The organism is Confluentibacter lentus, assembly GCF_002806995.1.
GTDB lineage: Bacteria > Bacteroidota > Bacteroidia > Flavobacteriales > Flavobacteriaceae > Confluentibacter > Confluentibacter lentus.
Map to the genome: position 1 here is coordinate 427,476 of NZ_NIHE01000002.1, position 25,997 is coordinate 453,472.

Genomic DNA, 25,997 nt, shown 5'->3' on the forward strand with positions numbered 1-25,997 from the left:
CAATGATGATTTTTCAAAAAAATCAATGATTTGTTAATTATTTTCTTTTGAAAATCTTTAATCCTAATCTTTATGAAGCCAGATTTATTCGAATCTCCAGACTATTACCATCTTGACGATTTACTCACTGATGAACATAAATTGGTAAGAAGTGCTACGCGTGATTGGGTGAAGCGTGACGTATCTCCCATTATTGAAGAATATGCCCAAAAAGCCAAATTCCCAATGCAAATTATTAGTGGACTGGCAGACATTGGTGCATTTGGCCCTTATATTCCAGTAGAATATGGCGGTGCAGGCCTAGACCAAATCTCTTATGGATTAATGATGCAGGAAATTGAACGTGGCGATTCGGGAATTCGTAGTACAGCTTCTGTGCAATCCTCATTGGTTATGTATCCTATTTGGAAATATGGCAATGAGGAACAACGCCAAAAATATCTACCAAAACTGGCAAGTGGTGAATGGATGGGCTGTTTTGGATTAACGGAGCCAGATCATGGCAGCAATCCTGCGGATATGGTAACCCATTTTAAAGATAAAGGCGACCATTATTTACTTAATGGTGCAAAAATGTGGATATCAAACGCCCCGTTTGCACAAGTAGCCATTGTTTGGGCAAAAGATGAAAACGCACGCATTCATGGCTTGATAGTAGAACGTGGTATGGAAGGATTTTCAACACCCGAAACTCATAATAAATGGTCGCTTCGCGCTTCTTCAACTGGCGAATTGATTTTTAATAATGTCAAAGTCCCTAAAGAAAATATATTGCCCAATAAATCTGGTTTAGGCGCACCTCTGGGGTGTTTGGATTCTGCTCGTTATGGTATTGCTTGGGGCGCAATTGGTGCGGCGATGGATTGTTATGATACGGCTCTTCGTTACAGTAAAGAACGTATGCAATTTGGAAAACCCATTGGGCAATTTCAACTTCAGCAAAAAAAACTGGCTGAAATGATTACTGAAATCACCAAAGCCCAACTTTTAACATGGCGCTTGGGTATGTTGCGTAATGAGGGCAAAGCAACTTCGGCACAAATATCAATGGCAAAACGTAATAATGTGAATATGGCGATTAACATTGCCCGTGAAGCGAGACAAATACTCGGTGGCATGGGAATTACCGGCGAATACTCCATCATGCGGCACTCCATGAATCTTGAAAGCGTGATTACTTATGAAGGCACACACGACATCCATCTATTAATTACAGGTTTAGATATTACTGGATTGAATGCGTTTAAATGAAAATCATAAGCTGTTCTAATGGCTTATTGGAATGGATAAATCAAAAATTAATTCCTTCATATTTTCGAGAAACATTTTATTGAAATTTATTTATTTTTACTCATATGCTTTCATCCAGAAAAAGACTAGATAACGCTTATAAAAATGCAAAAATCATCGCCTTTGATGATACCAGTAAATTCATTTTATTTAGTGATTGCCATCGTGGCGATAATAGCTTTGCCGATGATTTTGCAAATAATCGAAACATATATTTTCATGCATTAAAACATTATTATGCCGAAGGGTTTCAATATTGCGAAATAGGTGATGGCGATGAGCTCTGGGAAAACCTGTTTTTTAAATCCATTTTTGAAGCCCACAAAAATGTATATATGTTGATGAAGGATTTTCATCAGCAAAACCGCTTACACATGATTTGGGGAAACCATGATATGGTTTACAGAAATCCAGATTTTGTAAAAAAGCATTTATCAACGTATTTCGACCCAAAAACAGGTGAAAATGTCCCACTGTTTACCAACATCCATTACCATGAAGGCCTCATTTTAAAACATACAGAAACCAATCAGCAACTATTTTTAACCCATGGCCATCAAGCAGATTGGTGGAATTATTTATTTTGGAAATGGAGTCGTTTTATGGTTCGAGTTCTTTGGAAACCATTAAATGTTATGGGCATTGCCGATCCTACCAGTCCCGCGAAAAACTATAAAGAACTTATAAGGGTTGAAAGAAGAACCAAAAGGTGGATTATTGGAAATAATAATTTAATAACCATTACCGGACACACGCACAGACCACGTTTTCCAGAGCCTGGAGACATTGCATATTTTAACGCTGGAAGTTGTGTTCACCCTAGAAGCATCACTGGTATAGAAATTGAAAATGGGGAAATAGCACTTATAAAATGGGAAATAGACACCAATGACGATGGTGTACTTCAAATTTTTAGATATGTTTTAGAAGGTCCAAGAAAACTATTGGATTATAAAACCAATTAACTCTCAGGAGCTAATGCAACCTCCAAACCTTCCATATCTGGTGTCATTTGTATTTGACAACCCAATCTACTATTATCCTTCACATTAAATGCTTCAGATAACATAGCTTCTTCATCATCGCCCATTTCTGGCAATTCCGTATCACTTAAAACATAACACTGACAAGATGCACACATCGCCATACCGCCGCAAACACCAATGGTTCCCTCAGGAGCCAATTCGTAAGACCTAACTACTTCCATAAGGTTCATAGCCATATCTGTTGGTGCTAATACGGTGTGCTCTATTCCTTCTCTATCAGTTATTTTTATTGTAATATCAGACATGCAAATTTTTTTTTTGGCAAAAATAGCAAAAAAACCATAACTCCTACTAATTTAATAGACTAATTGTGTGTCTTAACTATTTTAATACTAAAAACACTCTTTTTTTATAAGAATTTTAATTCTAAAAAGGACAAAATAAGTTCATTCTAAACCTGATATAAATCATATTATTCCCTATATGAATATACTACTTTCACATAGTAATTTATTATGTAATTGGAATATTATATGCTTTCGGAATTAACTAATAAAAACACGTTCGTTCACTATGGAATTATTTCTAAAATAGTGGGTGATTCCATTACAGTTAATTTAGAACAAAATATACATTGTGAATCCTGCCATGCCAAAGGAACTTGTGGTATTTCAGACTCTGAAACAAAGAAAATTGAAGTAACAAACCCCAACGATACGTTTAAAACCAAAGAACGAGTTTGTGTGGTTTTAAAAAAAACATTGGGTTTAAAAGCTATCTTATGGGCCTATATAATTCCTTTTACTCTAATGTTCGCTACTCTAATAATAAGCTCTAACATTTTAAAAGAATTGGCAGCGGGAATACTATCTCTTTTGGTATTACTTCCTTATTATTTAATCCTGTATTTTTTTAAAAATACCTTTAAAAGTATATTCAAAATCTCCATATTAAAAACATAATTGAAATGTCTGATTCCATTTTATATAGTGTTCTTTTATTAGCTTCTCTAGGGGTGGTCGCAGCCATTATGTTGTATGTGGTTTCTAAAAAATTCTATGTATTTGAAAATCCTTTAATTACGGAAGTAGAAGAATTATTGCCATCGGCAAATTGTGGTGGCTGTGGTTCACCTGGTTGCAAAGCGTTTGCTGAAAAACTTGTTAATACGGAAGATATTTCAGATTTATTTTGCCCCGTAGGAGGAAATGAGGTCATGAAACAAGTAGCCTATGTTTTAGGTAAAGCAGTTGCCGAAAAAGATCCTACCCTTGCTGTTTTACGCTGTCAAGGCGGCTGTGATGTGAGACCAAAAACCACTGAATACCAAGGACCAAGAACCTGTGCCATTTCTGCCATGATTTATAGCGGGGAAACCGATTGCCAATATGGTTGTTTAGGCGATGGCGATTGTGTTAAAGTTTGCAAGTTCGATGCCATGTACATGGATGAATCCACTGGCTTGCCTGTAATTATAACAGATAAATGTACCTCGTGTGGTGCTTGTGTTGAGGCTTGCCCTAGAGACATCATTGAAATGCGTCCAAAACATAAAAGAGATTTAAAAATTTTTGTTGGTTGCCTAAATGAAGATAAGGCCGGTATTGCTAAAAAAGCATGCGACGTGGCCTGTATTGGATGCTCTAAATGCCAAGATATATGCCCTAAAGACGCCGTTTTAATGGTAAATAATTTGGCCTATATAGACCCTGTAATATGTACCCTTTGCAGAAAATGTGTAGAAGTTTGTCCAACAAATTCTATTATAGAAACAAACTTTCCTCCAAAAAAAGTGAAAAAGGTTGAGTCAGAATCTGAAGCGAATGTGGAATCCATAAACTTAAAAACCGATGCTTAAAACATTTCCAAAAGGCGGCATTCATCCTCCAGAAAATAAAATCACGTCATCCAAAGGCATCAAAAAAATGACCTTACCTAAAGTGGTTTATGTACCCATATCGCAACACATTGGTATTCCCGCAGAAATAACAGTGGATGTAAAAGACAAAGTAGACATTGGCCAAGTAATAGCTAAATCAGGCGGATTTATGTCTTCAAACATACATTCGCCAGTGGCTGGCACAGTTACCAAACTAGACAAAATAATTGATACCAGTGGTTACAAAAAACAATGTATTGTAATAAGAACCGATCTTAAAGATGAATCTAATTTTAAAGATACAGCATACCCTTTAAAAACAACCATCACATTAGAACCTAAAGACATCTTACAAAAAATAAATGATTCAGGTATTGTTGGTTTAGGAGGCGCCACGTTTCCGTCACATGTTAAATTAAGCATTAAAGAAGGCACAAAACTAGACCACCTCATCATTAATGGTGTGGAATGCGAACCTTATTTAACCGCAGACCATCGATTGATGCTTGAAAAAGCAGAAGAAATTATAGTCGGCATCAAGATTTTAATGTTCGCTTTACATATTAACAAAGCTATCATTGGGATTGAAAACAATAAAGCTGATGCCATTGAGACATTTAAAAGGATAATAACTAAAGACGACAACATTAAGATTGCTGCTTTAAAAGTAAAGTACCCACAAGGGGGTGAAAAACAATTGGTACGAGCTTTACTAAAAAGAGAAGTCCCCAAAAACGGATTGCCTTTAGATGTTGGTGTCATTGTTCATAATGTAGGGACCATTTTTGCCATTTACCAAGCCATCCAGCATAATATCCCTTTAATAGAACGTGTCGTTACCGTAACCGGTAAAAAATTAGAAAACCCATCAAATTATTGGGTTAAAATAGGAACACCGATTACAGATTTAGTAAATGAAGTTGGGGGTTTGCCCGAAGGCACTCGAAAAATTGTGAATGGTGGCCCCATGATGGGAAAGGCCATAAAAAACATGGACGTTCCTGTGACTAAAGGTACTTCTGGAATTCTAGTTATTTCTGAAGACGAAGCCAGCAGAGGGGAACCAAAAAACTGTATCAGATGTGGTGAATGTGTCGATGTATGCCCTATGGGATTAGAACCTCATCTATTAATGAATTTATCAGAAAAAGGTATGTATGAAAAAGCAAGTGCAGAAGACATTATGACCTGTATTGAATGTGGTTCTTGCAGTTATGTTTGCCCGTCACACCGACCTTTATTGGATTATATACGCTTCGGAAAAAATAGTGTCAAAAAAATGAATACCTCAAAAAATTAAACATGAGCGCTCAACCAATCATTGTATCTGCCTCCCCACATGTTCATTCAGACAGAACATCAAAAAAACTCATGTACGATGTTGTCATCGCATTAATACCTGCTTTTTTAGTTTCCATCTATGTATTTGGAATTAGTGCTTTAATAGTAACCTCGGTTGCCATAATATCTTGTATTGTATTTGAATATATCATCCAGAAATACCTCTTAAAAACAGATGTGACCATAACCGATGGTTCCGCATTAATCACCGGCATTTTATTGGCATTTAACCTGCCTTCCGGCTTACCTATCTGGATGATTATTATTGGAAGTTTGGTTGCTATAGGCGTTGCTAAATTATCGTTTGGAGGTTTAGGGTTTAATATTTTCAACCCAGCGTTGGTGGGTCGTGTGTTTTTATTGATATCATTTCCCGTGCAAATGACGAGTTGGCCAACTGCTTTTGTAAACAACACGAGTGTTGTTGATGCTGTTACAGGCGCTACTTCTTTAGGCATTATAAAAGAAGGATTGAATATGGGCGAAACCATGACCGAAATCAGCGCTAGAATTCCTTCTTCCATAGACATGCTGTTTGGTTTCACAAGTGGTTCATTAGGAGAAATGTCGGCTTTAGCATTAATACTCGGAGGTCTTTATTTAATACTTCGGAAAGTTATTTCGTGGCATATTCCTGTAACACTATTAGCAACTATTTTTATTATGACCGCTATTTTTTGGGTGGCAAACCCAGAACACTATGCCAATCCATTAATTCACTTGCTAACTGGAGGTGCTATTCTGGGTGCTTTTTTTATGGCGACGGATTTAGTAACCAGCCCAATGACCAAAAAAGGCATGGTGATTTTTGCCATCGGCATTGGGGTCATAACAGTTGTTATAAGACTTTTTGGTGCTTATCCTGAAGGCATTTCGTTTGCTATTTTAATTATGAATGCCTTTGTGCCTTTAATCAATAAATTCTTTAAACCCAGAAGATTTGGTGCTAAAATAAAATCTAAAATCGTGTGATCATGAGTAAAAAAGAATCAACATTTATAAGCATGGCACTGTCTCTTTTAGTGATAACACTCCTTTCTGGTTTCGCTTTAGGGTTTGTAAACGATTTAACCATAGAACCAAAAGCCAAAGCCAAACTTGAGCACAAAATAAATGCCATAAAATTAGTATTGCCCGAATTCGACAATAACCCTGTGGAAGCACAAAAATTAGTTAAGTCTGAATTTGCAAAAGACAGTATAGAAATTTACCCTGCCTATAAAAACAATGTATTTGTTGGAGCCGCAGTTATTGGTTCTTCTGAAAAAGGATTCAGTGGCTTGGTTAAAATTATGGTTGGTTTTAAACCAGACGGCACCATTCAAAACATTGTGGTTTTAGAACAAAAGGAAACCCCTGGTCTTGGAACAAAAATTAAAGACGAATCATTTTTACAACAATTCAGGGATAAAAATCCGTCAACATTTAATTTAGAAGTTAAAAAAGATGGCGGGGAAGTTGACGCCTTAACCGGAGCAACCATTAGTTCTAGAGCCTTTACCGAATCGGCTCAATTAGCGTTCGATGAATTTTTGAAAAACCTTGATGCTATCAGTTCATCTAAACAATAAAGATTATGGCAGAAATGAATCAAAAACAAAATTTCCTAAAAGGCATCATTAAAGAAAACCCCATTTTCGTCATGCTTTTGGGTATGTGCCCAACTTTAGGAGTTACCTCATCTGCATTTAATGGGTTAGGCATGGGCGTTGCTACGTTATTTGTTTTATTGATGTCGAATATTGTGGTGTCGTTAGTTAAAAATTTAATCCCAGCTAAAGTCCGAATCCCCGCCTTTATCATCATCATAGCCTCTTTTGTGACCATTGTTGAAATGATTTTAGAAGCGTTTGTTCCTCTTTTATATGAACAACTAGGCATTTTTATACCATTGATAGTCGTCAACTGCATCATCTTGGGAAGAGCCGAAGCCTTCGCTTCAAAAAATAATGTGCTGTCTTCAATTTTTGATGCTTTAGGTATGGGAATTGGCTTTGTATTAGCGTTAACCATTTTAGGTTCTGTTCGTGAAATGTTAGGTAGCGGGAGTTTATTTGGGCTAACATTCCTTCCTGAAACTGCCAACACGTTTATATTATTTATTCTGCCCCCTGGAGCTTTTATTGCCCTCGCTTATTTAACGGTTATGTTTAATAGATTAACCAGTAAAACAACGTAGTCATGGATTATATAATCATACTTATAGCTGCCGTTTTTGTCAATAATATTGTTTTATCACAATTTTTGGGCATTTGTCCTTTTTTAGGTGTTTCGAACAAAGTATCCACATCTGTGGGCATGTCTGGAGCTGTTTTGTTCGTTATGACTATTGCAACTACCGTTACTTATTTATTAAACCAATATGTTTTAATTCCTGCTGGATTGGATTATTTAAGAACCATTACCTTTATTTTGGTTATTGCCGCATTGGTACAAATGGTAGAGATTATTCTAAAAAAAGCGAGCCCGCCATTATACCAAGCACTCGGAGTTTTTCTGCCTTTAATAACTACCAATTGTGCCGTATTGGGAGTTGCCATATTAGCTTTAGGTTTGGAAAATGGCAGTTTGGTGAAAGCAGTATTTTTTGCCATATCAAACTCATTAGGATTTGGATTAGCTTTGGTAGTTTTTGCAAGTATTAGGGAGCAACTAGAACTTGCCAACATCCCTGAGGGCATGAAAGGGGTACCAATTAATTTATTGGTTGCAGGGCTTTTATCTTTAGCTTTTTTAGGTTTTACGGCACTGGTGTAAAATCTAATCCGATTTTACTTATGGACTTCTAAATTCGGGTGGATGATTATGAAATATAACAATACCAAATATATCCGATTAAGGCTGTAAAGTGGATTCATCACGGCTTACCATCTCCTGACTTACCTTCAAAACGAATAATCATCGTTTCTAATGTTTCTGATTGGAGTTCTGTTTCTATATGCCTACAACACAATCAAATATAGTTTCTCTTTTCAAGATTAAATATGACTTTTATCATTTACTAGAAGCTTAATTAGGATTAATATTGTATGTACTTTAAACACTTAGAAATTATGGCTATAATAATAACAGAGGAATGTATAAACTGTGATGCTTGTATAGCTGAATGTCCAAACAACGCCATCTATGAGCCTGATCAAAATTGGTCTTATTCTGATGAAACTGCACTAAAAGGATTAGTCACCACTCCGTATGGAAAGGAAGTTGATGCAGATGCAGAAAACGATCCAATTTCTAACGAGTTCTATTTTATTGTTCCAGATAAGTGTACAGAATGTAAAGGATTCCACGACGAACCGCAATGCGCTTCTGTATGCCCGGTAGATTGTTGCGTTTTAGACGAAAGCCATGTAGAAACCGAAGATGCTCTATTAGCTAAAAAAGCTTGGTTACACGGCGAATAAACTATATTTTTAATTTGTAAATAACCTGACAACAGCATCATTAATCTACTTTGTGGTTTATTAACAAAAAGGGTATAAAATCATAATGATTTTATACCCTTTTTCATGCCATGAAGCCAGCAATCTTTTATATCGTTTATTAAAAAATAGTTTTTTATTTACCTGACATAAGTCATAGAATTAATCATATAATGTTCCTAATTTCACTAGACTTTTTTATCGGAAACAAATTAAAAATATTATGGAAAAAGTATTTGAAAAGCTCATATGTGATGCAAATGAAGCCGTAGCAAGAGTAGCCCATAAAACCAATGAAGTATGTGCTATTTACCCAATAACACCTGCATCACCCATGGGTGAACACGTAGATGTTTACAGTTCAAAGGGACAAAAAAATATTTGGAACAATATTCCTAGAATTGTTGAAATGCAGAGTGAAGGCGGTGCCGCTGGAGCCGTTCATGGTGCATTACAAACAGGTGCACTAACCACCACATTCACAGCTTCACAAGGGTTACTCCTTATGATTCCCAATATGTATAAAATAGCTGGAGAACTCTTACCAAGTGTTATTCATGTGGCAGCAAGAACAATTGCTACACATGCTTTATCCATTTTTGGTGACCATTCGGACGTTATGGCAACACGGCAAACGGGTTTTGCTATGTTGTTTGGAAGTTCTGTACAAGAAGCCCAAGATTTTGCCTTAATATCACAAGTAGCAACATTAAAATCCAGAGTGCCTTTTCTAAACATATTTGATGGGTTTAGAACATCACACGAAATTTCAAAAATAGACGCCATCCCTGATAGTATTATTAAAGCAATGATACCAGAAGATAAAATTATGGAGCACAAAAAACGCTCTTTAGATCCTGACCATCCAGTAATTAGGGGTACATCACAAAACCCTGATGTGTTTTTTCAAGCGCGCGAAGCTGCAAATGTATATTATGAAAGAGTACCAGATATTGTTCAAAAAACAATGGATGAATTTTATAATCATACTGGACGCCGCTATAATTTGTTTGATTATATCGGCCATCCTGAAGCAGAACGTGTTATTATCATTATGGGTTCTGGCGAAGGCGCCGTTAAGGAAACCGTACATGAATTGATTGAAAGAGGCGAAAAAGTAGGTGCCCTTTTAGTAAGATTGTACAGACCGTTCACGATTGATAAATTTATCGAAGTCCTTCCTAAAACAGTTAAAAAAATAGCTGTTTTAGATAGAACCAAAGAACCTGGAAGTATTGGCGAACCACTGTATTTAGACGTTATTTCAGCATTAACTGAAAGTGGTATTGACATGCCAAAAGTTATTGGTGGTCGCTATGGATTATCCTCTAAAGAATTTACCCCAAGAATGGTTAAAGGTATTTATGACGAATTATTAAAAGCAAAACCTAAAAACCATTTTACTGTTGGCATTAATGATGACGTGACTTACACCAACTTAGACATTGATGAAGATTTTACTATAAAACGAACTACTATTAATTGTATGTTCTACGGTTTGGGTTCTGATGGAACCGTAGGCGCCAACAAAAACTCCATTAAAATTATTGGTGAAACTACCGATAATTATGTGCAAGGATACTTTGTTTACGACTCTAAAAAAGCGGGTGCCCAAACCATTTCGCATTTACGGTTTGGTCCAGACCCCATTCATTCTACCTATTTAATTGATAAAGCCGATTTTATTGCGAGCCATCAATTTAATTTTATTGAAAAATATAATATGCTATCCGACCTTAAACAAGGCGGCACCTTTTTATTGAATTCCCCATTTTCAAAAGATGAGATTTGGGATGTATTGCCTGAAAAGGTTCAAAAAGAAATCATTAAAAAAGAAGCAGAATTTTATATCGTTGATGCTAGTAGAGTTGCTCAAGAAGCCAATTTAGGCAAACGGGCCAACACTGTTTTACAAACATGTTTCTTTGCCATATCAGGAATTTTACCTAAAGAAGAAGCCATACAAAAAATTAAGAATGCTATTGTAAAATCGTATTCGCACAAAGGAGAAAAAGTAATAAAAATGAACTTTAATGCGGTTGATAAAGCCATTGAAAATTTACAAAAAGTAGACTATCCTAAATCATCAACTAGTGAAAAACCATTATTGTCTGCTATGACTGATGCACCTGATGGTTTTGTAAAAGAAGTTTTAGAAAAAATATTAGCAGGTGCTGGTGATGAACTTCCAGTAAGCGCCTTCCCCGTAGATGGTACATTCCCCACAGGAACAACACAATATGAAAAACGTGGTATTGCAGATTTTATCCCCATATGGGATGATGCCAGTTTGTGTACACAATGCAACAAGTGCGTTGTTATTTGTCCGCATGCCGCCATCCGCTCAAAAGTGGTTTCAAATGATTTATTAGCTCATGCACCACAATCATTGAAATCCGTTCCAGCCAAAGGAAGACCATTTGATGCTGTAACAGAATCTTATGTATTACAAGTGTCCCCAGAAGATTGTACTGGTTGCGACCTTTGTGTGGCTGTTTGTCCTGCCGTAAGTAAAGAGATAGATGATTTTAAATCTATCAACATGAGAAAAAAATTGGATGTAATAACCGAAGAAGTTGCTAATTGGGATTATTTTGTGAATCTTCCTTATTACGATAGAAACGAACTTCAAATAACCAACATTAAAGGTTCCCAATTTTTAGAACCCTTATTCGAGTTTTCTGGTGCTTGTTCAGGATGTGGGGAAACACCTTATATCAAATTATTAACTCAATTGTATGGCGATAGTATTTTAATTGCAAATGCTACAGGATGTTCTTCTATTTACGGTGGAAATTTGCCAACAACACCTTATAAAACCAATGCTTTTGGCAGAGGTCCTGCTTGGGCAAACTCCTTATTTGAAGACAATGCAGAATTTGGTTTGGGTATGCGATTGGCGCTTACCAAAAAACAAGAAATTGCGGTAGATTTATTAAAATCGTTAGAGCCATTAGTAGGCAGTGACATTGTGGAATCAATAGTAACAAATCCAGAAGTAACTGAAACTGAAAAATCTAAAAAATTAGCGGACATTCAAGAACTTAAAACCATATTACATACGCTTGATAAGAACGATGATGCCATTAAATTGAATAACCTTAGCGAATACCTTCGTAAAAAAGCGGTATGGATAATAGGTGGTGATGGTTGGGCTTATGATATAGGTTATGGCGGTGTTGATCATGTATTAGCTTCAGGTGAAGATATAAATATTTTAATACTGGATACGGAAGTTTACTCCAATACCGGCGGACAAACTTCAAAAGCAACCCCATTAGGAGCTAGTGCTAAATTCTCGGTTTCTGGAAAACGAACAAGTAAAAAAAGCTTGGGATTACAGGCAATTTCATATCAAAATGTTTATGTTGCCCAAGTAGCCATAGGCGCCAAAGATTTACAAACACTAAAAGCTTTAGAAGAAGCCGCTGCTTATCCTGGACCTTCAGTAATTATTGCATATTCTCATTGTGGTGAACATGGATATGATTTAAAACATGGTCCTGAACAACAAGAAAAAGCGGTAGATTCTGGATATTGGCCATTATTTAGATTTGACCCCTTACAACCAAAAGGGAAAAAATTTAAGTTAGATTCTAAAAAACCAACAATCCCCTTAAGTGATTTTATGTACAATGAAACCCGCTTCACCAGAGTTGTAAAAGATGATGCGGTGTTAGGTAAATCGTTGCTTAATCAAGCGCAAGAGGAAGTGGATACTAAATGGGAACGTTTAGAACTTTATAGAGACATGTAAACACGCTTTAGGCCATGTTTACATATAAAAATCATTCTCCATACTATTAAAAAAGTATGGAGAATGAATATTATTAATTATAACTATTAATTAATTTATTATGGAAACTGAAGCCATCAAATACTTTGTAAATGCAGCTCAAAAATTGGATCAAGCCAACAAAGAGTTATTCAAACCAGAAGAAGATATTGTAACTTATTTAGTTTGCAAAAACTCTCAGTATGCAATTGAAAATTACTTAAAAGGCTATCTTTTAAGAAAGGGTATTGAACCTAATGAACACGAAACTATTGATAGTCTTTATGAGCAATGTAAAAAAATAAATAAAGATTTTGAAAAAGTAGATTTATCAGAATTTAATTGTAAATCGTCTCTTGATTTAGACTCAAAATATTGTAACAATGTTTCAAAAGTTAACAAATGTTTTGATGCTGCAGATAGTTTGGATACGTTTCTTAGACAGCAAAAAATCATTTAATTAACAGAACATATCATCAAAACCGTTTTTTTGCAGGCGAAACTATTAAACTTGAATGTTAATAACCTGCTCAATTTGTGGGGCATATTTTTTTATTGTCATTTCCACTCCCGATCTCAAGGTCATTTGATTAACGCTACAACCCACACAAGCACCTTGCAACTGTACTTTTACAAGCTTATCGTCTTCAATGGATAGCAAAGAAATATCACCGCCATCACTTTGTAAAAACGGACGAATTTCATCCAATGCTTTTTCAACATTAATTCTAAGTTCTTCTGTAGTCATATCTTATTTCTTAACTGCTGCACAACCAGCCATCGTTGTAATTTTTATTGCTTCGGTTGGTGGTAAATCCTCATTACGCCTTACTACTTCCTGTACCACATTTTGAGTCAGTTTTTCAAAAGCCTGCTCTAATGGCGTTGCTGTTTGTAAGGCTGCTGGACGACCCACATCACCTGCTTCACGAATACTTTGCACCAAAGGGATTTCGCCTAAAAATGGTATTTGCAAATCTTCTGCTAAATTTTTAGCCCCTTCTTTTCCAAATATATAATATTTATTGTCTGGAAGCTCTTCTGGAGTAAAATAAGCCATATTTTCTATAATTCCCAAAACGGGCACACTAATACTTTCTTGTTGAAACATGGCAACCCCTTTTTTAGCATCGGCTAATGCTACGTTTTGCGGCGTACTAACAACAACAGCACCCGTTATAGGAAGCGATTGCATAATACTTAAGTGAATATCGCCGGTGCCTGGAGGTAAATCTATCAACATAAAGTCAAGTTCTCCCCAATGGGCATCAAAAATCATTTGGTTTAATGCTTTGGCGGCCATGGGCCCTCGCCAAACAACCGCTTGGTTTGGTTGTGTAAAAAACCCGATTGATAAGACTTTAACGCCATAATTTTCAACAGGTTTCATTTTGGATTTCCCATCAATATTCACCGCTAGCGGTCTTTCGTTTTCAACATCAAACATGATTGGAATGGATGGTCCGTAAATATCGGCATCTAACACTCCGACTTTAAATCCCATTTTAGCCAACGTTACTGCTAAATTAGCTGTCACCGTAGATTTTCCCACACCACCTTTACCAGATGCTACAGCTACTATATTTTGAATGCCTGGAATAGGATTCCCTTTTATAACATTTACTTTTGGTTTTACAGGCGCATCAACTTTTACATTCACGGTGATTTTGGCTTTTTCATAAACTAAATCGTGTATGGTTTTAAGTATATCTACTTCAGCACGTTTTTTAGCTTGTAAGCTCGGATTTTTAATAGTGATATCTACAATAACCTCGTCTCCAAAAGTCACCACGTTTGTTATTGCACCACTTTCTACCATGTTCTGTCCTTCGCCAGGAACAGTAATGGATTCAAGTGCTTTGAGTATATCTTGCTTGTTAAGTTTCATGCTTAATTTAGATTTATTCTAATATGCAAATATACTGTGAATTGTTTAGAATTTAAAGTCCTTTTATTGAAATGATTTATGGGTACATTTGGTTTTGTTATGGAGAACCAAATATGTAATTATTTGTAAATTTTTCCAAAATTAGGAAATAATAATATATTTTGTATATTTGATGATATTTGTAAATTTTTCAAAAATTAGTAAATATTAGTGGATTATGATTGAGAGAGCACCAAAAATAGAATTAAATGAGCAAGAAGAACTAATTCGTGTTGCTAATGCACTAAACCAAATTTCTTCACAATTTAAAAAAATACAAAAAGAATATTTATACTGGGATAAAATTAAGTATTTACAACATTCAGAAAATCTTTGGACAATAACTAAAACATTGAGAAAAATAAATCAAAGAATTATTCTTATTGAAGAATCGCAAAAATCATTGCGACTGGAATATAACACAAATGATTTTCTACAACAAAAACTCCATTACCTAGACTTCAACTTTGGGGCGGGCTTACAAAAAGAACAACTTTTAACAGATTTAGACAAACAAGATTATCTAAAAAATGCTTTGATGGAAGAATCTATTTTTTCATCAATGATTGAAGGAGCAACGACTACGCGAGTGAAAGCAAAAGATATGCTCCGAAAAAACAAAAAGCCCAAAAATAAGAGTGAGCAAATGATATTGAATAATTATAAAACCATTCAATATATAAGCGAGCATCAAGATGAAGCTATTTCAAAAGAAAAACTATATGACATTCATAGATTGGTTACTGAAAACACTTTGGAAGATGAAAATATTGGTGTTTTTAGAGATAACAATGAAGTAAATGTTGTGAATGAAATTACCGGAGAAATTGTTCATACGCCACCAAATTTTGAAGAACTGGAGGAATTGATGAGCTCCTTTTGTCATTTTTTCAATAACAACCCAAAAGAAGATTTTATTCACCCCATTGTAAAAGGCAGCATTTTACACTTTTTAATAGGTTATATACACCCATTTGTTGATGGTAATGGGAGAACAGCGCGAGCCATATTTTATTGGTATTTACTTAAAAATGGTTATTGGTTAACCGAATATTTATCCATTTCAAGAGTCATTTTAAAAACAAAAACGCAATATGAAAAAGCCTATTTATATACTGAAATTGACGACATGGATGTCACCTATTTTATCCATTATCAAGTAAAAGTATTACTGCGAGCTTTTGAAGAGCTAAAAACCTATGTTGCCAAAAAGAAAAAAGAGCAATCAAAACTTTCTAAATACTTAAAACTTGAGAATATAAATGAAAGACAGGCTGTAATTCTACAAAAAATAGAAGAAGACCATAATCGGTTTTTTACTGTTAAGGAGATAGAGAATATATTCAGTATTACAAATCAAACAGCAAGAACAGATATTGAAGAATTGGTTTCACGTGGGTTTTTAAAGAAAATAGCTGTCAATAAAAAAACCTCCAACTATTGGAAAGGAGACAAGTTTGATAATGCCTTTTTATAATTCTCTAGCAGGATCCCAAAACACCCTCTCAAAATCTTGAATTTGGTTATCAATCACTTTAATGCCTTCACTTTCTAAAAGTTGTTGCATTAAATTAGTGCCATCAAAATGATGTTTGCCTGTTAATAATCCGTTGCGGTTTACCACTCTATGAGCTGGCACATCTTTACCAACAGAACCATTCATGGCATAACCTACCATACGCGCACTTCTTGTGGCTCCAATATAGTTAGCAATCGCCCCATAACTGGTTACTTTTCCGTAAGGAATGAGTTTTGCAACTTCATACACTTTATCAAAAAAATTCAGGGTTTCTTGCTGCATTATAATTCTTTGATAATATTTATTAAGGTTATAATAGAAATAACCCCTGTAACCGTCCCTATAACATAATTCATGTTTTTTTGGGATGTAAATGTTTTGCTTCGGATTTTATCAAAAAAGAAAATATACATGTAAAGCATCACAAATGTTCCCATGACAGCTCCAGAAACATAACTTATCACACTTATTTTATCAAACTTCAGCCAGCCAAAAGATGCGAAAGTAATAGTCATATATGCTTGATATGGAATGGGAAGCACATTAATAGCAGATAATAACATGCCTTGAAAAAACCGACTGTGTTTACTTCTTATCTTCAATTCTAATGAAGGTTTTGGTTTTTTCTTGGCGATAAATAAATAATAAATGGTTACTAAAATAAAAATGATAAATGCTACTCGCTGAAGAACTTCAATAATCTCTGGATGGTTACTAATATATCTAGCAAAAATAGCTGCTATATAGGTTTGTACAAATACAATGACACAAGCACCTACCGAAAACATAATGCCCCTAACATGCCCTTCCCTTAAACTAATATTCGCAGCGGTCATATTAAGCAAGCCTGGAGGCACAACCCCTATGAATGCTACAAATAATCCTAGAAAAAAGACAATCGATGTATCCACTAACTATTTAATTTTAAACCGAATATACGTAATTGGTTTGTTTATCTCCAAATACTGGGATTCGTAAAAAGTTTGAATGCTTGTAACTTCATCTGGGCTGCCTTCTTGTTTATAGATATTATGATTTGCATAAATAACCTCATGACCTTCACCATGTAACAAGCCAAGCGTGTAACCATGCATGAACTCGCTATCTGTTTTTAAATTAACAACACCTTCTGGTTTAAGGATTTGTTTATAACGCTTTAAGAATTCTGAATTCGTCATTCTATGCTTGGTGCGTTTGTATTTAATTTGTGGGTCGGGGAAGGTAATCCAAATTTCGTCTACTTCATTTTGGGCGAATGCAAAATCTATCAATTCAATTTGTGTACGCAAAAAAGCAACATTGGGAATATGTTCTTCAACCGCTGTTTTGGCACCACGCCAAAAACGGGCGCCTTTTATATCGATACCGATAAAATTTTTGTTAGGATATCTCTTTGCCAAAGCTATGGAATACTCGCCTTTTCCACACCCCAACTCTAGAACCAAAGGGTTTTCATTTTTAAAGAAAGTCTTGTTCCAATGGCCTTTTAATGTAAATTCTTTATTAACAAGTGTGTCTCTATTTGGTTGAAATACATTTGAAAACGTCTCGTTTTCCCTGAATCTTCTAAGTTTATTCTTGCTTCCCAATATGTTTAATTCTAAATTTTTTGTAAAATTAAGGAAATATGTGAGAGTAGTAATATCACTATCTTTGAATTTAGCAGGATTTTGTGTGAGGGATTGAGGCATTTGTTGAAGCTCTTAAATTATTTGCTTAAAAATAATTTAAAGCGACTGCCGAAAGCCCGACTTTTGTTCGCAAAAGGCACACCATAAAAGTACTTGATGAAAAAAAGAATTTTAGTTGCTCCTTTAAATTGGGGACTTGGCCATGCCACCAGATGCATTCCCATTATAAATGCGCTTTTAAATTTTGGTTTTGAACCCATCATTGCAAGTGATGGCGATGCTTTGGCATTATTGCAAAAAGAATTTCCTGATTTATTTTCCATTGAATTACCTTCATATAAAATAAGTTACTCTAAACAGAAAGCATATTTTAAATTGAAATTGCTCAAGGACACTCCTAAGATTTTAAAAGCCATAAAGGCTGAAAAAAAAGCAACGAAACATATTGTAAAAACAAATGATATTGTCGGCATCATTTCTGATAACCGTTTAGGTGTTTACAGTAAAAAAGTCCCTAGCGTGATAATGACGCATCAACTAAATGTTTTAAGTGGCAATACCACATGGTTAAGCACTTTATTACATAAAAAATTCATAAAGCACTTTGATGCATGTTGGGTTCCAGATTTTGAAGATGATAACAATTTGAGTGGCAAACTTGGACATGATAATTCCATTGAAATCCCCATAAAATATATAGGTCCTTTAAGTAGATTCTTAAAAAAAGATTCTGAAATATTGAATAACCTTTTGGTAATTCTTTCTGGACCCGAACCGCAACGTACTTTGCTAGGGGAAAAACTTTTGGAAGAACTAAAAAAACACAAAGAAAAAGTCGTTCTTGTTAATGGTAATATTGAAGATGAACAAACCGTTCAGGTAGTTGGGAACATAACGTTGTATAATTTTATGACCACAAACCAACTTGAAAAAACCATAAATGAAAGTGAATTAATAATTTCCAGATCTGGTTACACCACGGTAATGGATTTAGCCAAACTCGGCAAAAAAGCATTTTTTATACCAACACCAGGCCAATACGAACAGGAATATTTAGCAAAGCGATTATTGGAATTGAATATAGTGCCTTTTTGTAATCAAAATGATTTTACATTGGATAAACTTGAACAATCAAAACACTTTAAAGGTTTTGAATCCTTTAATTATGAAACAGATTATAAAGATTTATTTAGCTTTTTCGAGCGTGAATGAAAACTCACTGCCTACACCATATTCACTTTCGACATAAATTTTTTCGTCGTGTGCCTCAATAATATGTTTTACTATGGATAGGCCCAATCCAGAACCTCCTTCTTTTCGAGAGCCGCTTTTATCTACCCTATAAAAACGCTCGAACAAACGGGGTAAATGTTTTTTCTCTATACCTTCACCATTATCTGTTACCCTAACTATGACCTTGTTTTTAATAAGGTTTTCAATGCTTATTTCCGTAGTTCCTTTTTCCCTTCCATATTTTATGGAATTTATAATGAGATTCGCCAATACTTGCTGGATGCGTTCTTTATCGGCACTTACCATAATCGGGTTATGATAATCAGTATCAAAAGTGAGTGTTATTTTCTTTTTGGCAGCCCTCATTTCCATCATCCCAAATACATTTTTGGCCAGGTCTACAATATCAAAAGTTTCAATGTTTAATCTTAAATCACCTACTTCCAATTTGGTAATCATATCCAAATCGCTAACAATATAACTGAGCCTTTCTACAGCTTCACTGGCACGTTGCAGGTATTTTTCCCGAATGTTTTTATCATTCATGGCACCATCAAGCAAAGTTAAAATATAGCCTTGAATGGTGAACAAAGGTGTTTTTAGTTCGTGCGACACGTTTCCTAAAAACTCTTTTCTATACTGCTCCCTAACCTTAAGAGTTTCAATTTCTAGTTTTTTATCGCGGGCAAATTTATCTATTTCTTGGGTAAGGGTGGCCATATCTGTATTTATGGGACCCCTGGACAAATTTGTTGATTCAAGAAGCGTTAAATCGTCGTATATTTTTTTAACACGCTTGTATATAAATCTTTCGACCCTATATTGTATGACAATGAATGAAAAAATGTAACAACTAATTGCAAACGCTAAAACAAGTTGCCATTTCGGTTCAAAAAAACAATATAAAAAAACACTCATTAAGAGCGTTATGAATATAGTTATGTACAGCGACGTTCGTATCGCGAACTTGTATGTTTTTTTAAGTTTTACCTGCATTAATTAATCTACAAACTTATAGCCAACTCCTTTAATGGTTTTAAAACAATCGTCTCCAATTTTTTCGCGTAATTTTCGGATGTGCACATCAATTGTTCTACCTCCAACAACCACTTCATTTCCCCAAACTTTATCTAGAATTTCATCACGTTTGAAAACTTTACCTGGCTTAGAGGCTAGTAAAGATAATAATTCAAATTCTTTTCTTGGTAAAATTATCTCTTTTCCTTTTAAAACTATTTTATACTCATCCCTGTTTATAACTAAATTCCCAATTTTTACGGTGTCTTTAACCTCTTCTTCCTTAAAACGTCTAAGCAGTGCCTTTACTTTACTTATTAATACCTTTGGTTTTATAGGTTTTGTAATATAATCATCGGCTCCCGCATCAAACCCTGCTAATTGGGAATAATCTTCACCTCTCGCCGTTAAAAAAGTAATGACAACATCTTTTAGGTTTGGATCTTTTCTAATCAATTCGCAAGCTTCGATACCATCCATTTCAGGCATCATAACATCAAGAATCACTAATTGGGGAAGTTCTTTTTTTGCCTTTTTAACAGCTTCAATACCATTTTCGGCGGTAATAACTTGGTAACCTTCATTTGATAGATTATAACTTACTATTTCTAGTATATCTGGTTCATCATCTACCAAAAGTATCTTTATATCTTTTTTATTCATTATTAAAAAATAAGTTTAATCCTTATTGTAAGGTAAAGATAAAACTAATAACATAAATTTATTAAAATTCTTAAATAAATAACAATAAGGTAACTTACAACTTACATAACATTAACTTTCGATAAATTGTTCAAATCTTTAACATTTTTTTGGTATATGTTTTGTAGTAATTTATTACTTTTACACTAGATAGGTAAATATGAAGAAAAACTACATTTTAATTACATTATTGTTTTTAGCTTTTTTGATAACCCAACAAGGGTTTTCTCAAAGCAAAACTAGTAATGATTCTATGCAACAAAACATAGAAGGTCTATCTATTTACCCAAACCCAGTGACTGAAGGCAGGCAAATTATCTATATTACTTCCAAGAAAAACTTTGCCAAAAATATTGAAATCTATAATGTTTTAGGGAAACAAATACTATCCACCGTTTTAAACGGCAAGGAATTAAATATATCCTCTCTTAGTACAGGCGTTTATATTTTAAAGATTACGGAAAATAAAATAAGTGAAACCAGAAAACTGGTTATTAAATAATTAAAATACTGCACCTTTAAAAATTAGGTGAACAGATTTTAAAAAAAATTAAATTAAACCGTTGAATTTTGTTTCAACGGTTTTTTTATTTTGAAAAGTTCACGACCTTAGTCGAATAACTCATTTGAAATGAAACCCATAGAATAAACGCATTAATATAAACCAACCATGAAAAAACAAATTACAGTTACCCTAATATTCTGCATTTCATTTTTTTACATAAAAGCTCAATCTAGCCATATCCATTTCAATTCCATTGGTTTTTTACCAGATCATACCAAATCCGCTACCATTTCAAAAGCATGTGAAGCCTTTAATATTTTAGATTTAAAAGGCAAGGTGGTGTTTTCAGGAAAAACAACGGGCCCGTATGCTCAAGAAGATGTCAATCAAACCGTTTGGAAAGTTGATTTTTCTGAATTTAAAAAAACTGGAGAGTATATTATTGACATCCCAAATGTTGGTAAATCCGCTCCATTTAAAATAACCAATGACGCTTTCAATTTTGCCGCCAAAACAAGTATGCGCGGGTTCTATTTATGGCGTTGTGGTATGGAAGTCAACGATACTTTTAATGGTACACATTACCATCAAGCTAGTTGCCATTTAAAGGACGGTTTTGACGATTATATTGGCAACCCAAACTCACAACGTGACGGAACACAGGGGTGGCACGATGCTGGCGATTACGGAAAATACACGGTTAATGCCGGAATCACAGTCGGTATGCTTTTTATGGCTTGGGATCATTTCAAACCACAAATTGAAAAACTACAGTTAGATCTTCCAGATACAGATTCAAAATTACCTGATTTTCTTAAGGAATTGAAATGGGAAACCGATTGGGTTCTTAAAATGCAATATCCTGATGGCTCTGGAAAAGTATCGCATAAATTAACAAGAGTTAATTTTGAGGGTTTTGTAATGGCAAATACAGATGAAGAAAAACGGTATTTTACAGATTGGAGTTCTGCCGCTACGGCCGATTTTGTAGCCATGATGGCTATGGCCGCTCGCTATTTTGAACCTTATGATGCGGCTTATGCCAAAAAATGTTTGGATGCGGCTTGGGTAAGCTATCGCTTTTTACAGGAAAATCCTGAAGAAAAACGTTTTGTGCAAGGCGACTTTAAAACGGGTGGTTATCAAACCAGAGATAACGACGACAAGTTATGGGCAGCCGCAGAACTTTGGGAAACCACAGGAGATAAAACGGTCTTGATCGATTTCGAAAAAAGAGCCGCTCAAATGGAGTATAAAATTGAGGAAAATTGGGATTGGGGCAATGTTTCAAACTTGGGGATGTTTACCTATGCCCTTTCAAAAAGAAAAGATAAAAGTCCAGACATTGACAACTTGATAAAAAACAACATCATCCAAAATGCGGATGCCTTGGTTGAAAAAGGCAAAACCGATGTGTATGCCCGTGCACTTGGCGGCACCTATTTTTGGGGTTGTAATGGTACGGTAGCACGCCAAACCATGAATCTACAAATTGCTAATAAATTGCAACCGAAAAAAGAATACATTGAAACATCCATTGGTATTATTGACCACATTTTTGGAAACAACTTTTACAACCGTTCGTTTGTAACGGGCTTGGGGATAAACCCGCCGATGCATCCGCACGATCGCCGTTCTGGAGCTGATGGTATTGAAGCACCATGGCCAGGTTATTTAGTGGGCGGTGGACATAAAGCAACCGATTGGATAGACGACCAAGAATCTTATAGCCACAATGAAATCGCTATTAATTGGCAAGGTGCTTTGGTGTATGCTTTGATGGGGTTTGTGGATTGATTGTGTGTTGGAATTTATTATATAAATAAGTTCATTAAAAGCTGAAAAGCGATGAAAATAGAAAAATTGAAGATTTAAATTAAATGAATGACTTAATTTCAAGAAAATACCAAATGAAACTTGTGAAATCAGTTCACGATGCTATTTGGGAAGAATATAAATCCTATAAAGAAGTAGGCATATATATTGATAAATGGTACGAGTCTGACCAATGGAATAATAATTGGGAAAATTTTCATATATATCTAAAAGATAGCGGAGATATTGACTTATTGCGCACTTTACACTCTATGTCTGGAAGTGATTTGTTGAAAGTAGCTATTGAAATGGGTGTTGATACACCAGATTTTATTCCTATGATTCCAACATTCAAGAATGTTTTAAAATCTGATTTTAAAACAGCTTATGACACTTTCACAAAAGCTTTCAAACAAATAGAGACTGACCCAAGTCTTGCGGTTGGCTTGGCAAATTCAGCATTGGAAAGTATAATAAAAGAAATATTAAAAGATGAACGAATCAATAGTAAGGTAAAAGGAAATGAAACTCTTTACAAGCTAACTTCAATAATTTTAAAAGAATTTAATATTTTAGATAACAATCACCCAATAGAAATAAAAACTATTGGAAGTTCTCTTTTATCAATTAGCCAATCAATAGAAAAATTAAGAAGTGAGAAAACAGATTTTCATGGAAAAACTAAGGATGATTACTTAATAAATGATACCGTTTTTACATATTTTGTTATTAATTCAGTTACAACTGTTGGGCTTTTTTTAAATTCATATTTTAAAACAAAGTTTCCTCAACCTACAAAAATAGATAATGAACATGATGATTTACCTTTTTAACTTAAACTGTAAAGAAAACAAACAATTATAAGCTGTTCTTTCTAAAGTGATAAAGGCATTATAACCTCATCAATAAAATTTACATCCAATTTTCAACGTCCATAAAAAACACCTTGAAAATCAACCAATAAATTAACTATAAATAATATTACTCTGTATTTGGTAATCAAATATATAATTGTAAATTTGCAAACTCTTTTTGAGAGAGGAATGTTTAATAAGAAAAAATTAATAACGTGGACACATTAAGCTACAAAACGATTTCAGCCAATAAAGCTACTGCAGATAAGCAGTGGGTTTTAGTTGATGCTGATGGTCAATCTTTGGGTCGCTTAGCTTCAAAAGTTGCAAAACTATTAAGAGGTAAGCACAAACCTAGCTTCACACCACACGTTGATTGCGGCGATAACGTAATTGTTATCAACTCTGAAAAAGTCAACTTAACAGGAAACAAGTGGAATGATAAAACATACATTCGTCACACAGGGTATCCAGGTGGTCAAAGAAGTTTAACAGCTACAGAATTGTTTGGAAAAGATCCAGCAAGAGTCGTAGAAAAATCGGTAAAAGGGATGTTGCCTAAAAACAAATTAGGTGCAGATTTATTCCGTAATTTAAATGTTGTTGTTGGTTCTGCACATACCCATGCTGCACAAAAACCAAAAACAATTAACTTAAACGAATTCAAGTAATGGAAGTAATTCACAAAATTGGCCGTAGAAAAACGGCGGTTGCTCGTGTATATGTTTCTCCAGGAAAAGGAAACATCACAGTCAACAAAAAGGAATTAAACGCTTACTTTACAACATCTACTTTACAGTATAAAGTTAACCAACCATTAGCAATGACTAATAACGAAGGTAACTTTGATATTAAAGTAAGTGTATTAGGTGGCGGTATTACTGGTCAAGCAGAAGCTGTTCGTTTAGCAATCTCTCGTGCTATGTGCGAAGTAGATGCAGAAAACAGATTGACTCTTAAACCAGAAGGTTTATTAACTAGAGACCCAAGAATGGTTGAGCGTAAAAAATTCGGACAGAAAAAAGCGCGTAAAAAATTCCAGTTCTCTAAACGTTAATAGTATCCGAAATGCCATGCTAAGCTTAGTCGAAGTACTTGCATTTCAAACAAAAAATTTAAACCAGTTATTGTTGTCCATGACCCTTAAAAGTCAGGATTTAGTTAAGCATCTAAATGAAGCCTAAAGCCAATAGTCTAAAGCATATCGCTTAAAGCCTAAAGCCTAAAAAGGAACATTGCTAATCAACAGAACGTAAACTATCACAAACATGGCAGTAGAAGTAAAAGAATTACTTGAAGCAGGTGTACACTTCGGTCACCTTACACGTAAGTGGGATCCAAACATGGCTCCTTACGTATATATGGAACGCAACGGTATCCATATTATTAACCTATATAAAACAGCGGTAAAAATTGAAGAAGCAAGTGAAGCGTTAAGCAAAATTGCTAATTCTGGCCGTAAAATTTTATTCGTTGCAACAAAAAAACAAGCAAAAGATATTGTTTCTGAAAAAGCAGGAGCTATCAACATGCCATACATTACAGAAAGATGGCCTGGTGGTATGCTAACCAACTTTGTTACTATTAGAAAAGCTGTTAAAAAAATGGCTTCAATCGATAGAATGAAGAAAGATGGTACTTTCCAAACTTTATCTAAAAAAGAGCGTTTACAAGTAGACCGTTTAAGAGCTAAGTTAGAGAAAAACTTAGGTTCTATAGCAGATATGACTCGCTTACCAGGTGCTTTATTTGTTGTTGACATTAAACGTGAACACATCGCGATAAAAGAAGCTCAAAAATTAAACATTCCAATATTTGCAATGGTTGATACCAACTCCGATCCACGTCAAGTTGATTATGTAATACCTGCAAATGATGACGCTTCTAAATCGATTGATAAAGTATTATCATACGTAACTACTGCTATCTCTAATGGTTTAGCAGATCGTAAAGCTGAAAAAGACGGTTTTGAGGATTCTGAGGATGCTGAAGAAATCGTAACAAAAACAAAATCTAAAGCGACCTCTATAAAAGTTGCAGCGGACGAAGAAGAATAAATAACATAAATACAACATAAATAAGTCGTTTAGTTATTTTCTTT

28 protein-coding genes are annotated in these 25,997 nt (G+C 34.7%); 20 read left to right on the forward strand and 8 right to left on the reverse strand.

Features of this window, described 5'->3' with window-relative positions; translation table 11 throughout:
* The first annotated feature begins 72 nt into the window (after positions 1 to 72).
* Complete coding sequence (locus CDH50_RS05790; protein WP_100611055.1) at positions 73 to 1,251, forward strand: acyl-CoA dehydrogenase family protein; 1,179 nt, start codon at positions 73 to 75, stop codon at positions 1,249 to 1,251.
* A gap of 104 nt (positions 1,252 to 1,355) precedes the next feature.
* On the forward strand, positions 1,356 to 2,255 hold the full coding sequence (locus CDH50_RS05795) for a metallophosphoesterase family protein (RefSeq protein WP_100611057.1): 900 nt from the start codon (positions 1,356 to 1,358) through the stop codon (positions 2,253 to 2,255).
* Here the strand turns inward: CDH50_RS05795 and CDH50_RS05800 are convergent.
* Positions 2,252 to 2,581 (reverse strand): 2Fe-2S iron-sulfur cluster-binding family protein, encoded by a 330-nt coding sequence (locus CDH50_RS05800; protein ID WP_100611059.1) that lies wholly within the window; start codon positions 2,579 to 2,581, stop codon positions 2,252 to 2,254. The genes CDH50_RS05795 and CDH50_RS05800 overlap by 4 nt on opposite strands.
* A 228-nt stretch (positions 2,582 to 2,809) precedes the next feature.
* On the opposite strand from CDH50_RS05800, the gene CDH50_RS05805 reads away from it, so the two are divergent.
* From CDH50_RS05805 to CDH50_RS05850, 10 genes are all read left to right on the forward strand, one after another.
* A complete protein-coding gene (locus tag CDH50_RS05805) occupies positions 2,810 to 3,238 on the forward strand; it encodes a SoxR reducing system RseC family protein (RefSeq protein WP_100611061.1) in 429 nt (142 codons plus the stop codon).
* A gap of 5 nt (positions 3,239 to 3,243) precedes the next feature.
* The gene (locus tag CDH50_RS05810) at positions 3,244 to 4,134 is read left to right on the forward strand and encodes a Fe-S cluster domain-containing protein (protein WP_100611063.1); all 891 of its coding nucleotides are present in this window, start codon (positions 3,244 to 3,246) and stop codon (positions 4,132 to 4,134) included.
* Positions 4,127 to 5,455, forward strand: coding sequence for an electron transport complex subunit RsxC (rsxC, locus tag CDH50_RS05815; RefSeq protein ID WP_100611065.1), 1,329 nt, complete (start codon positions 4,127 to 4,129; stop codon positions 5,453 to 5,455). Before CDH50_RS05810 ends, rsxC begins: the two co-directional genes overlap by 8 nt.
* A 2-nt stretch (positions 5,456 to 5,457) precedes the next feature.
* Complete coding sequence (locus CDH50_RS05820) at positions 5,458 to 6,468, forward strand: RnfABCDGE type electron transport complex subunit D (RefSeq protein WP_100611067.1); 1,011 nt, start codon at positions 5,458 to 5,460, stop codon at positions 6,466 to 6,468.
* 2 nt (positions 6,469 to 6,470) lie between these two features.
* Positions 6,471 to 7,067, forward strand: a complete 597-nt coding sequence (locus CDH50_RS05825) for an RnfABCDGE type electron transport complex subunit G (RefSeq protein ID WP_100611068.1) — start codon at positions 6,471 to 6,473, stop codon at positions 7,065 to 7,067.
* Between the two features lie 5 nt (positions 7,068 to 7,072).
* Entirely contained in the window at positions 7,073 to 7,675 is a 603-nt protein-coding gene (locus CDH50_RS05830) for an RnfABCDGE type electron transport complex subunit E (protein ID WP_198513438.1), read from the forward strand.
* 2 nt (positions 7,676 to 7,677) lie between these two features.
* The gene (locus tag CDH50_RS05835) at positions 7,678 to 8,253 is read left to right on the forward strand and encodes an electron transport complex protein RnfA (RefSeq protein WP_100611070.1); all 576 of its coding nucleotides are present in this window, start codon (positions 7,678 to 7,680) and stop codon (positions 8,251 to 8,253) included.
* Between the two features lie 296 nt (positions 8,254 to 8,549).
* Complete coding sequence (locus tag CDH50_RS05840; protein WP_100611269.1) at positions 8,550 to 8,900, forward strand: 4Fe-4S dicluster domain-containing protein; 351 nt, start codon at positions 8,550 to 8,552, stop codon at positions 8,898 to 8,900.
* 241 nt (positions 8,901 to 9,141) lie between these two features.
* Positions 9,142 to 12,675, forward strand: a complete 3,534-nt coding sequence (nifJ, locus tag CDH50_RS05845) for a pyruvate:ferredoxin (flavodoxin) oxidoreductase (protein ID WP_100611072.1) — start codon at positions 9,142 to 9,144, stop codon at positions 12,673 to 12,675.
* A 100-nt stretch (positions 12,676 to 12,775) separates the two neighbouring features.
* On the forward strand, positions 12,776 to 13,153 hold the full coding sequence (locus tag CDH50_RS05850) for a HEPN domain-containing protein (RefSeq protein WP_100611073.1): 378 nt from the start codon (positions 12,776 to 12,778) through the stop codon (positions 13,151 to 13,153).
* A gap of 45 nt (positions 13,154 to 13,198) precedes the next feature.
* Here CDH50_RS05850 and CDH50_RS05855 read toward each other — a convergent pair whose 3' ends face one another.
* Together CDH50_RS05855 and CDH50_RS05860 are read right to left on the reverse strand one after the other, a co-directional pair.
* The gene (locus tag CDH50_RS05855; RefSeq protein ID WP_100611074.1) at positions 13,199 to 13,441 is read right to left on the reverse strand and encodes a NifU family protein; all 243 of its coding nucleotides are present in this window, start codon (positions 13,439 to 13,441) and stop codon (positions 13,199 to 13,201) included.
* 3 nt (positions 13,442 to 13,444) lie between these two features.
* Complete coding sequence (locus tag CDH50_RS05860; protein ID WP_100611075.1) at positions 13,445 to 14,581, reverse strand: Mrp/NBP35 family ATP-binding protein; 1,137 nt, start codon at positions 14,579 to 14,581, stop codon at positions 13,445 to 13,447.
* A 217-nt stretch (positions 14,582 to 14,798) separates the two neighbouring features.
* Here CDH50_RS05860 and CDH50_RS05865 point away from each other — a divergent pair, with 217 nt between their 5' ends.
* Entirely contained in the window at positions 14,799 to 16,097 is a 1,299-nt protein-coding gene (locus CDH50_RS05865) for a Fic family protein (RefSeq protein ID WP_100611076.1), read from the forward strand.
* On the opposite strand, the gene CDH50_RS05870 is transcribed toward CDH50_RS05865, so the two are convergent.
* From CDH50_RS05870 to trmB, 3 genes are read right to left on the reverse strand one after another with little or no spacing between them, the layout of a single operon-like run.
* Positions 16,092 to 16,421, reverse strand: a complete 330-nt coding sequence (locus tag CDH50_RS05870) for an MGMT family protein (protein ID WP_100611077.1) — start codon at positions 16,419 to 16,421, stop codon at positions 16,092 to 16,094. The two genes, CDH50_RS05865 and CDH50_RS05870, sit on opposite strands and share 6 nt — an antisense overlap.
* Complete coding sequence (locus CDH50_RS05875; RefSeq protein ID WP_100611078.1) at positions 16,421 to 17,050, reverse strand: LysE family transporter; 630 nt, start codon at positions 17,048 to 17,050, stop codon at positions 16,421 to 16,423. Before CDH50_RS05875 ends, CDH50_RS05870 begins: the two co-directional genes overlap by 1 nt.
* 3 nt (positions 17,051 to 17,053) lie before the next feature.
* On the reverse strand, positions 17,054 to 17,728 hold the full coding sequence (gene trmB, locus CDH50_RS05880; RefSeq protein ID WP_100611270.1) for a tRNA (guanosine(46)-N7)-methyltransferase TrmB: 675 nt from the start codon (positions 17,726 to 17,728) through the stop codon (positions 17,054 to 17,056).
* Between the two features lie 198 nt (positions 17,729 to 17,926).
* Between trmB and CDH50_RS05885 the strand changes: the two genes are divergently transcribed.
* Positions 17,927 to 18,982: a glycosyltransferase gene (locus tag CDH50_RS05885; RefSeq protein WP_100611079.1), complete on the forward strand. Its 1,056-nt coding sequence runs from the start codon at positions 17,927 to 17,929 to the stop codon at positions 18,980 to 18,982.
* On the opposite strand, the gene CDH50_RS05890 is transcribed toward CDH50_RS05885, so the two are convergent.
* Both CDH50_RS05890 and CDH50_RS05895 read right to left on the reverse strand, forming a co-directional pair.
* Entirely contained in the window at positions 18,956 to 19,999 is a 1,044-nt protein-coding gene (locus tag CDH50_RS05890) for a sensor histidine kinase (protein ID WP_100611080.1), read from the reverse strand. The genes CDH50_RS05885 and CDH50_RS05890 overlap by 27 nt on opposite strands.
* A gap of 3 nt (positions 20,000 to 20,002) precedes the next feature.
* A complete protein-coding gene (locus CDH50_RS05895) occupies positions 20,003 to 20,683 on the reverse strand; it encodes a response regulator transcription factor (RefSeq protein ID WP_100611081.1) in 681 nt (226 codons plus the stop codon).
* A gap of 199 nt (positions 20,684 to 20,882) precedes the next feature.
* Here CDH50_RS05895 and CDH50_RS05900 point away from each other — a divergent pair, with 199 nt between their 5' ends.
* From CDH50_RS05900 to rpsB, 6 genes are all read left to right on the forward strand, one after another.
* Positions 20,883 to 21,224: a T9SS type A sorting domain-containing protein gene (locus CDH50_RS05900; RefSeq protein WP_100611082.1), complete on the forward strand. Its 342-nt coding sequence runs from the start codon at positions 20,883 to 20,885 to the stop codon at positions 21,222 to 21,224.
* A gap of 168 nt (positions 21,225 to 21,392) precedes the next feature.
* A complete protein-coding gene (locus CDH50_RS05905; protein WP_100611083.1) occupies positions 21,393 to 23,024 on the forward strand; it encodes a glycoside hydrolase family 9 protein in 1,632 nt (543 codons plus the stop codon).
* An 83-nt stretch (positions 23,025 to 23,107) separates the two neighbouring features.
* Positions 23,108 to 23,875 (forward strand): abortive infection family protein, encoded by a 768-nt coding sequence (locus tag CDH50_RS05910; protein ID WP_100611084.1) that lies wholly within the window; start codon positions 23,108 to 23,110, stop codon positions 23,873 to 23,875.
* A gap of 236 nt (positions 23,876 to 24,111) precedes the next feature.
* Positions 24,112 to 24,567 (forward strand): 50S ribosomal protein L13, encoded by a 456-nt coding sequence (rplM, locus tag CDH50_RS05915; RefSeq protein ID WP_100611085.1) that lies wholly within the window; start codon positions 24,112 to 24,114, stop codon positions 24,565 to 24,567.
* Entirely contained in the window at positions 24,567 to 24,953 is a 387-nt protein-coding gene (gene rpsI / locus CDH50_RS05920) for a 30S ribosomal protein S9 (protein WP_100611086.1), read from the forward strand. The genes rplM and rpsI overlap by 1 nt, the downstream gene beginning before the upstream one ends.
* A gap of 211 nt (positions 24,954 to 25,164) precedes the next feature.
* On the forward strand, positions 25,165 to 25,953 hold the full coding sequence (rpsB, locus tag CDH50_RS05925; RefSeq protein ID WP_100611087.1) for a 30S ribosomal protein S2: 789 nt from the start codon (positions 25,165 to 25,167) through the stop codon (positions 25,951 to 25,953).
* Positions 25,954 to 25,997: the final 44 nt, after the last annotated feature.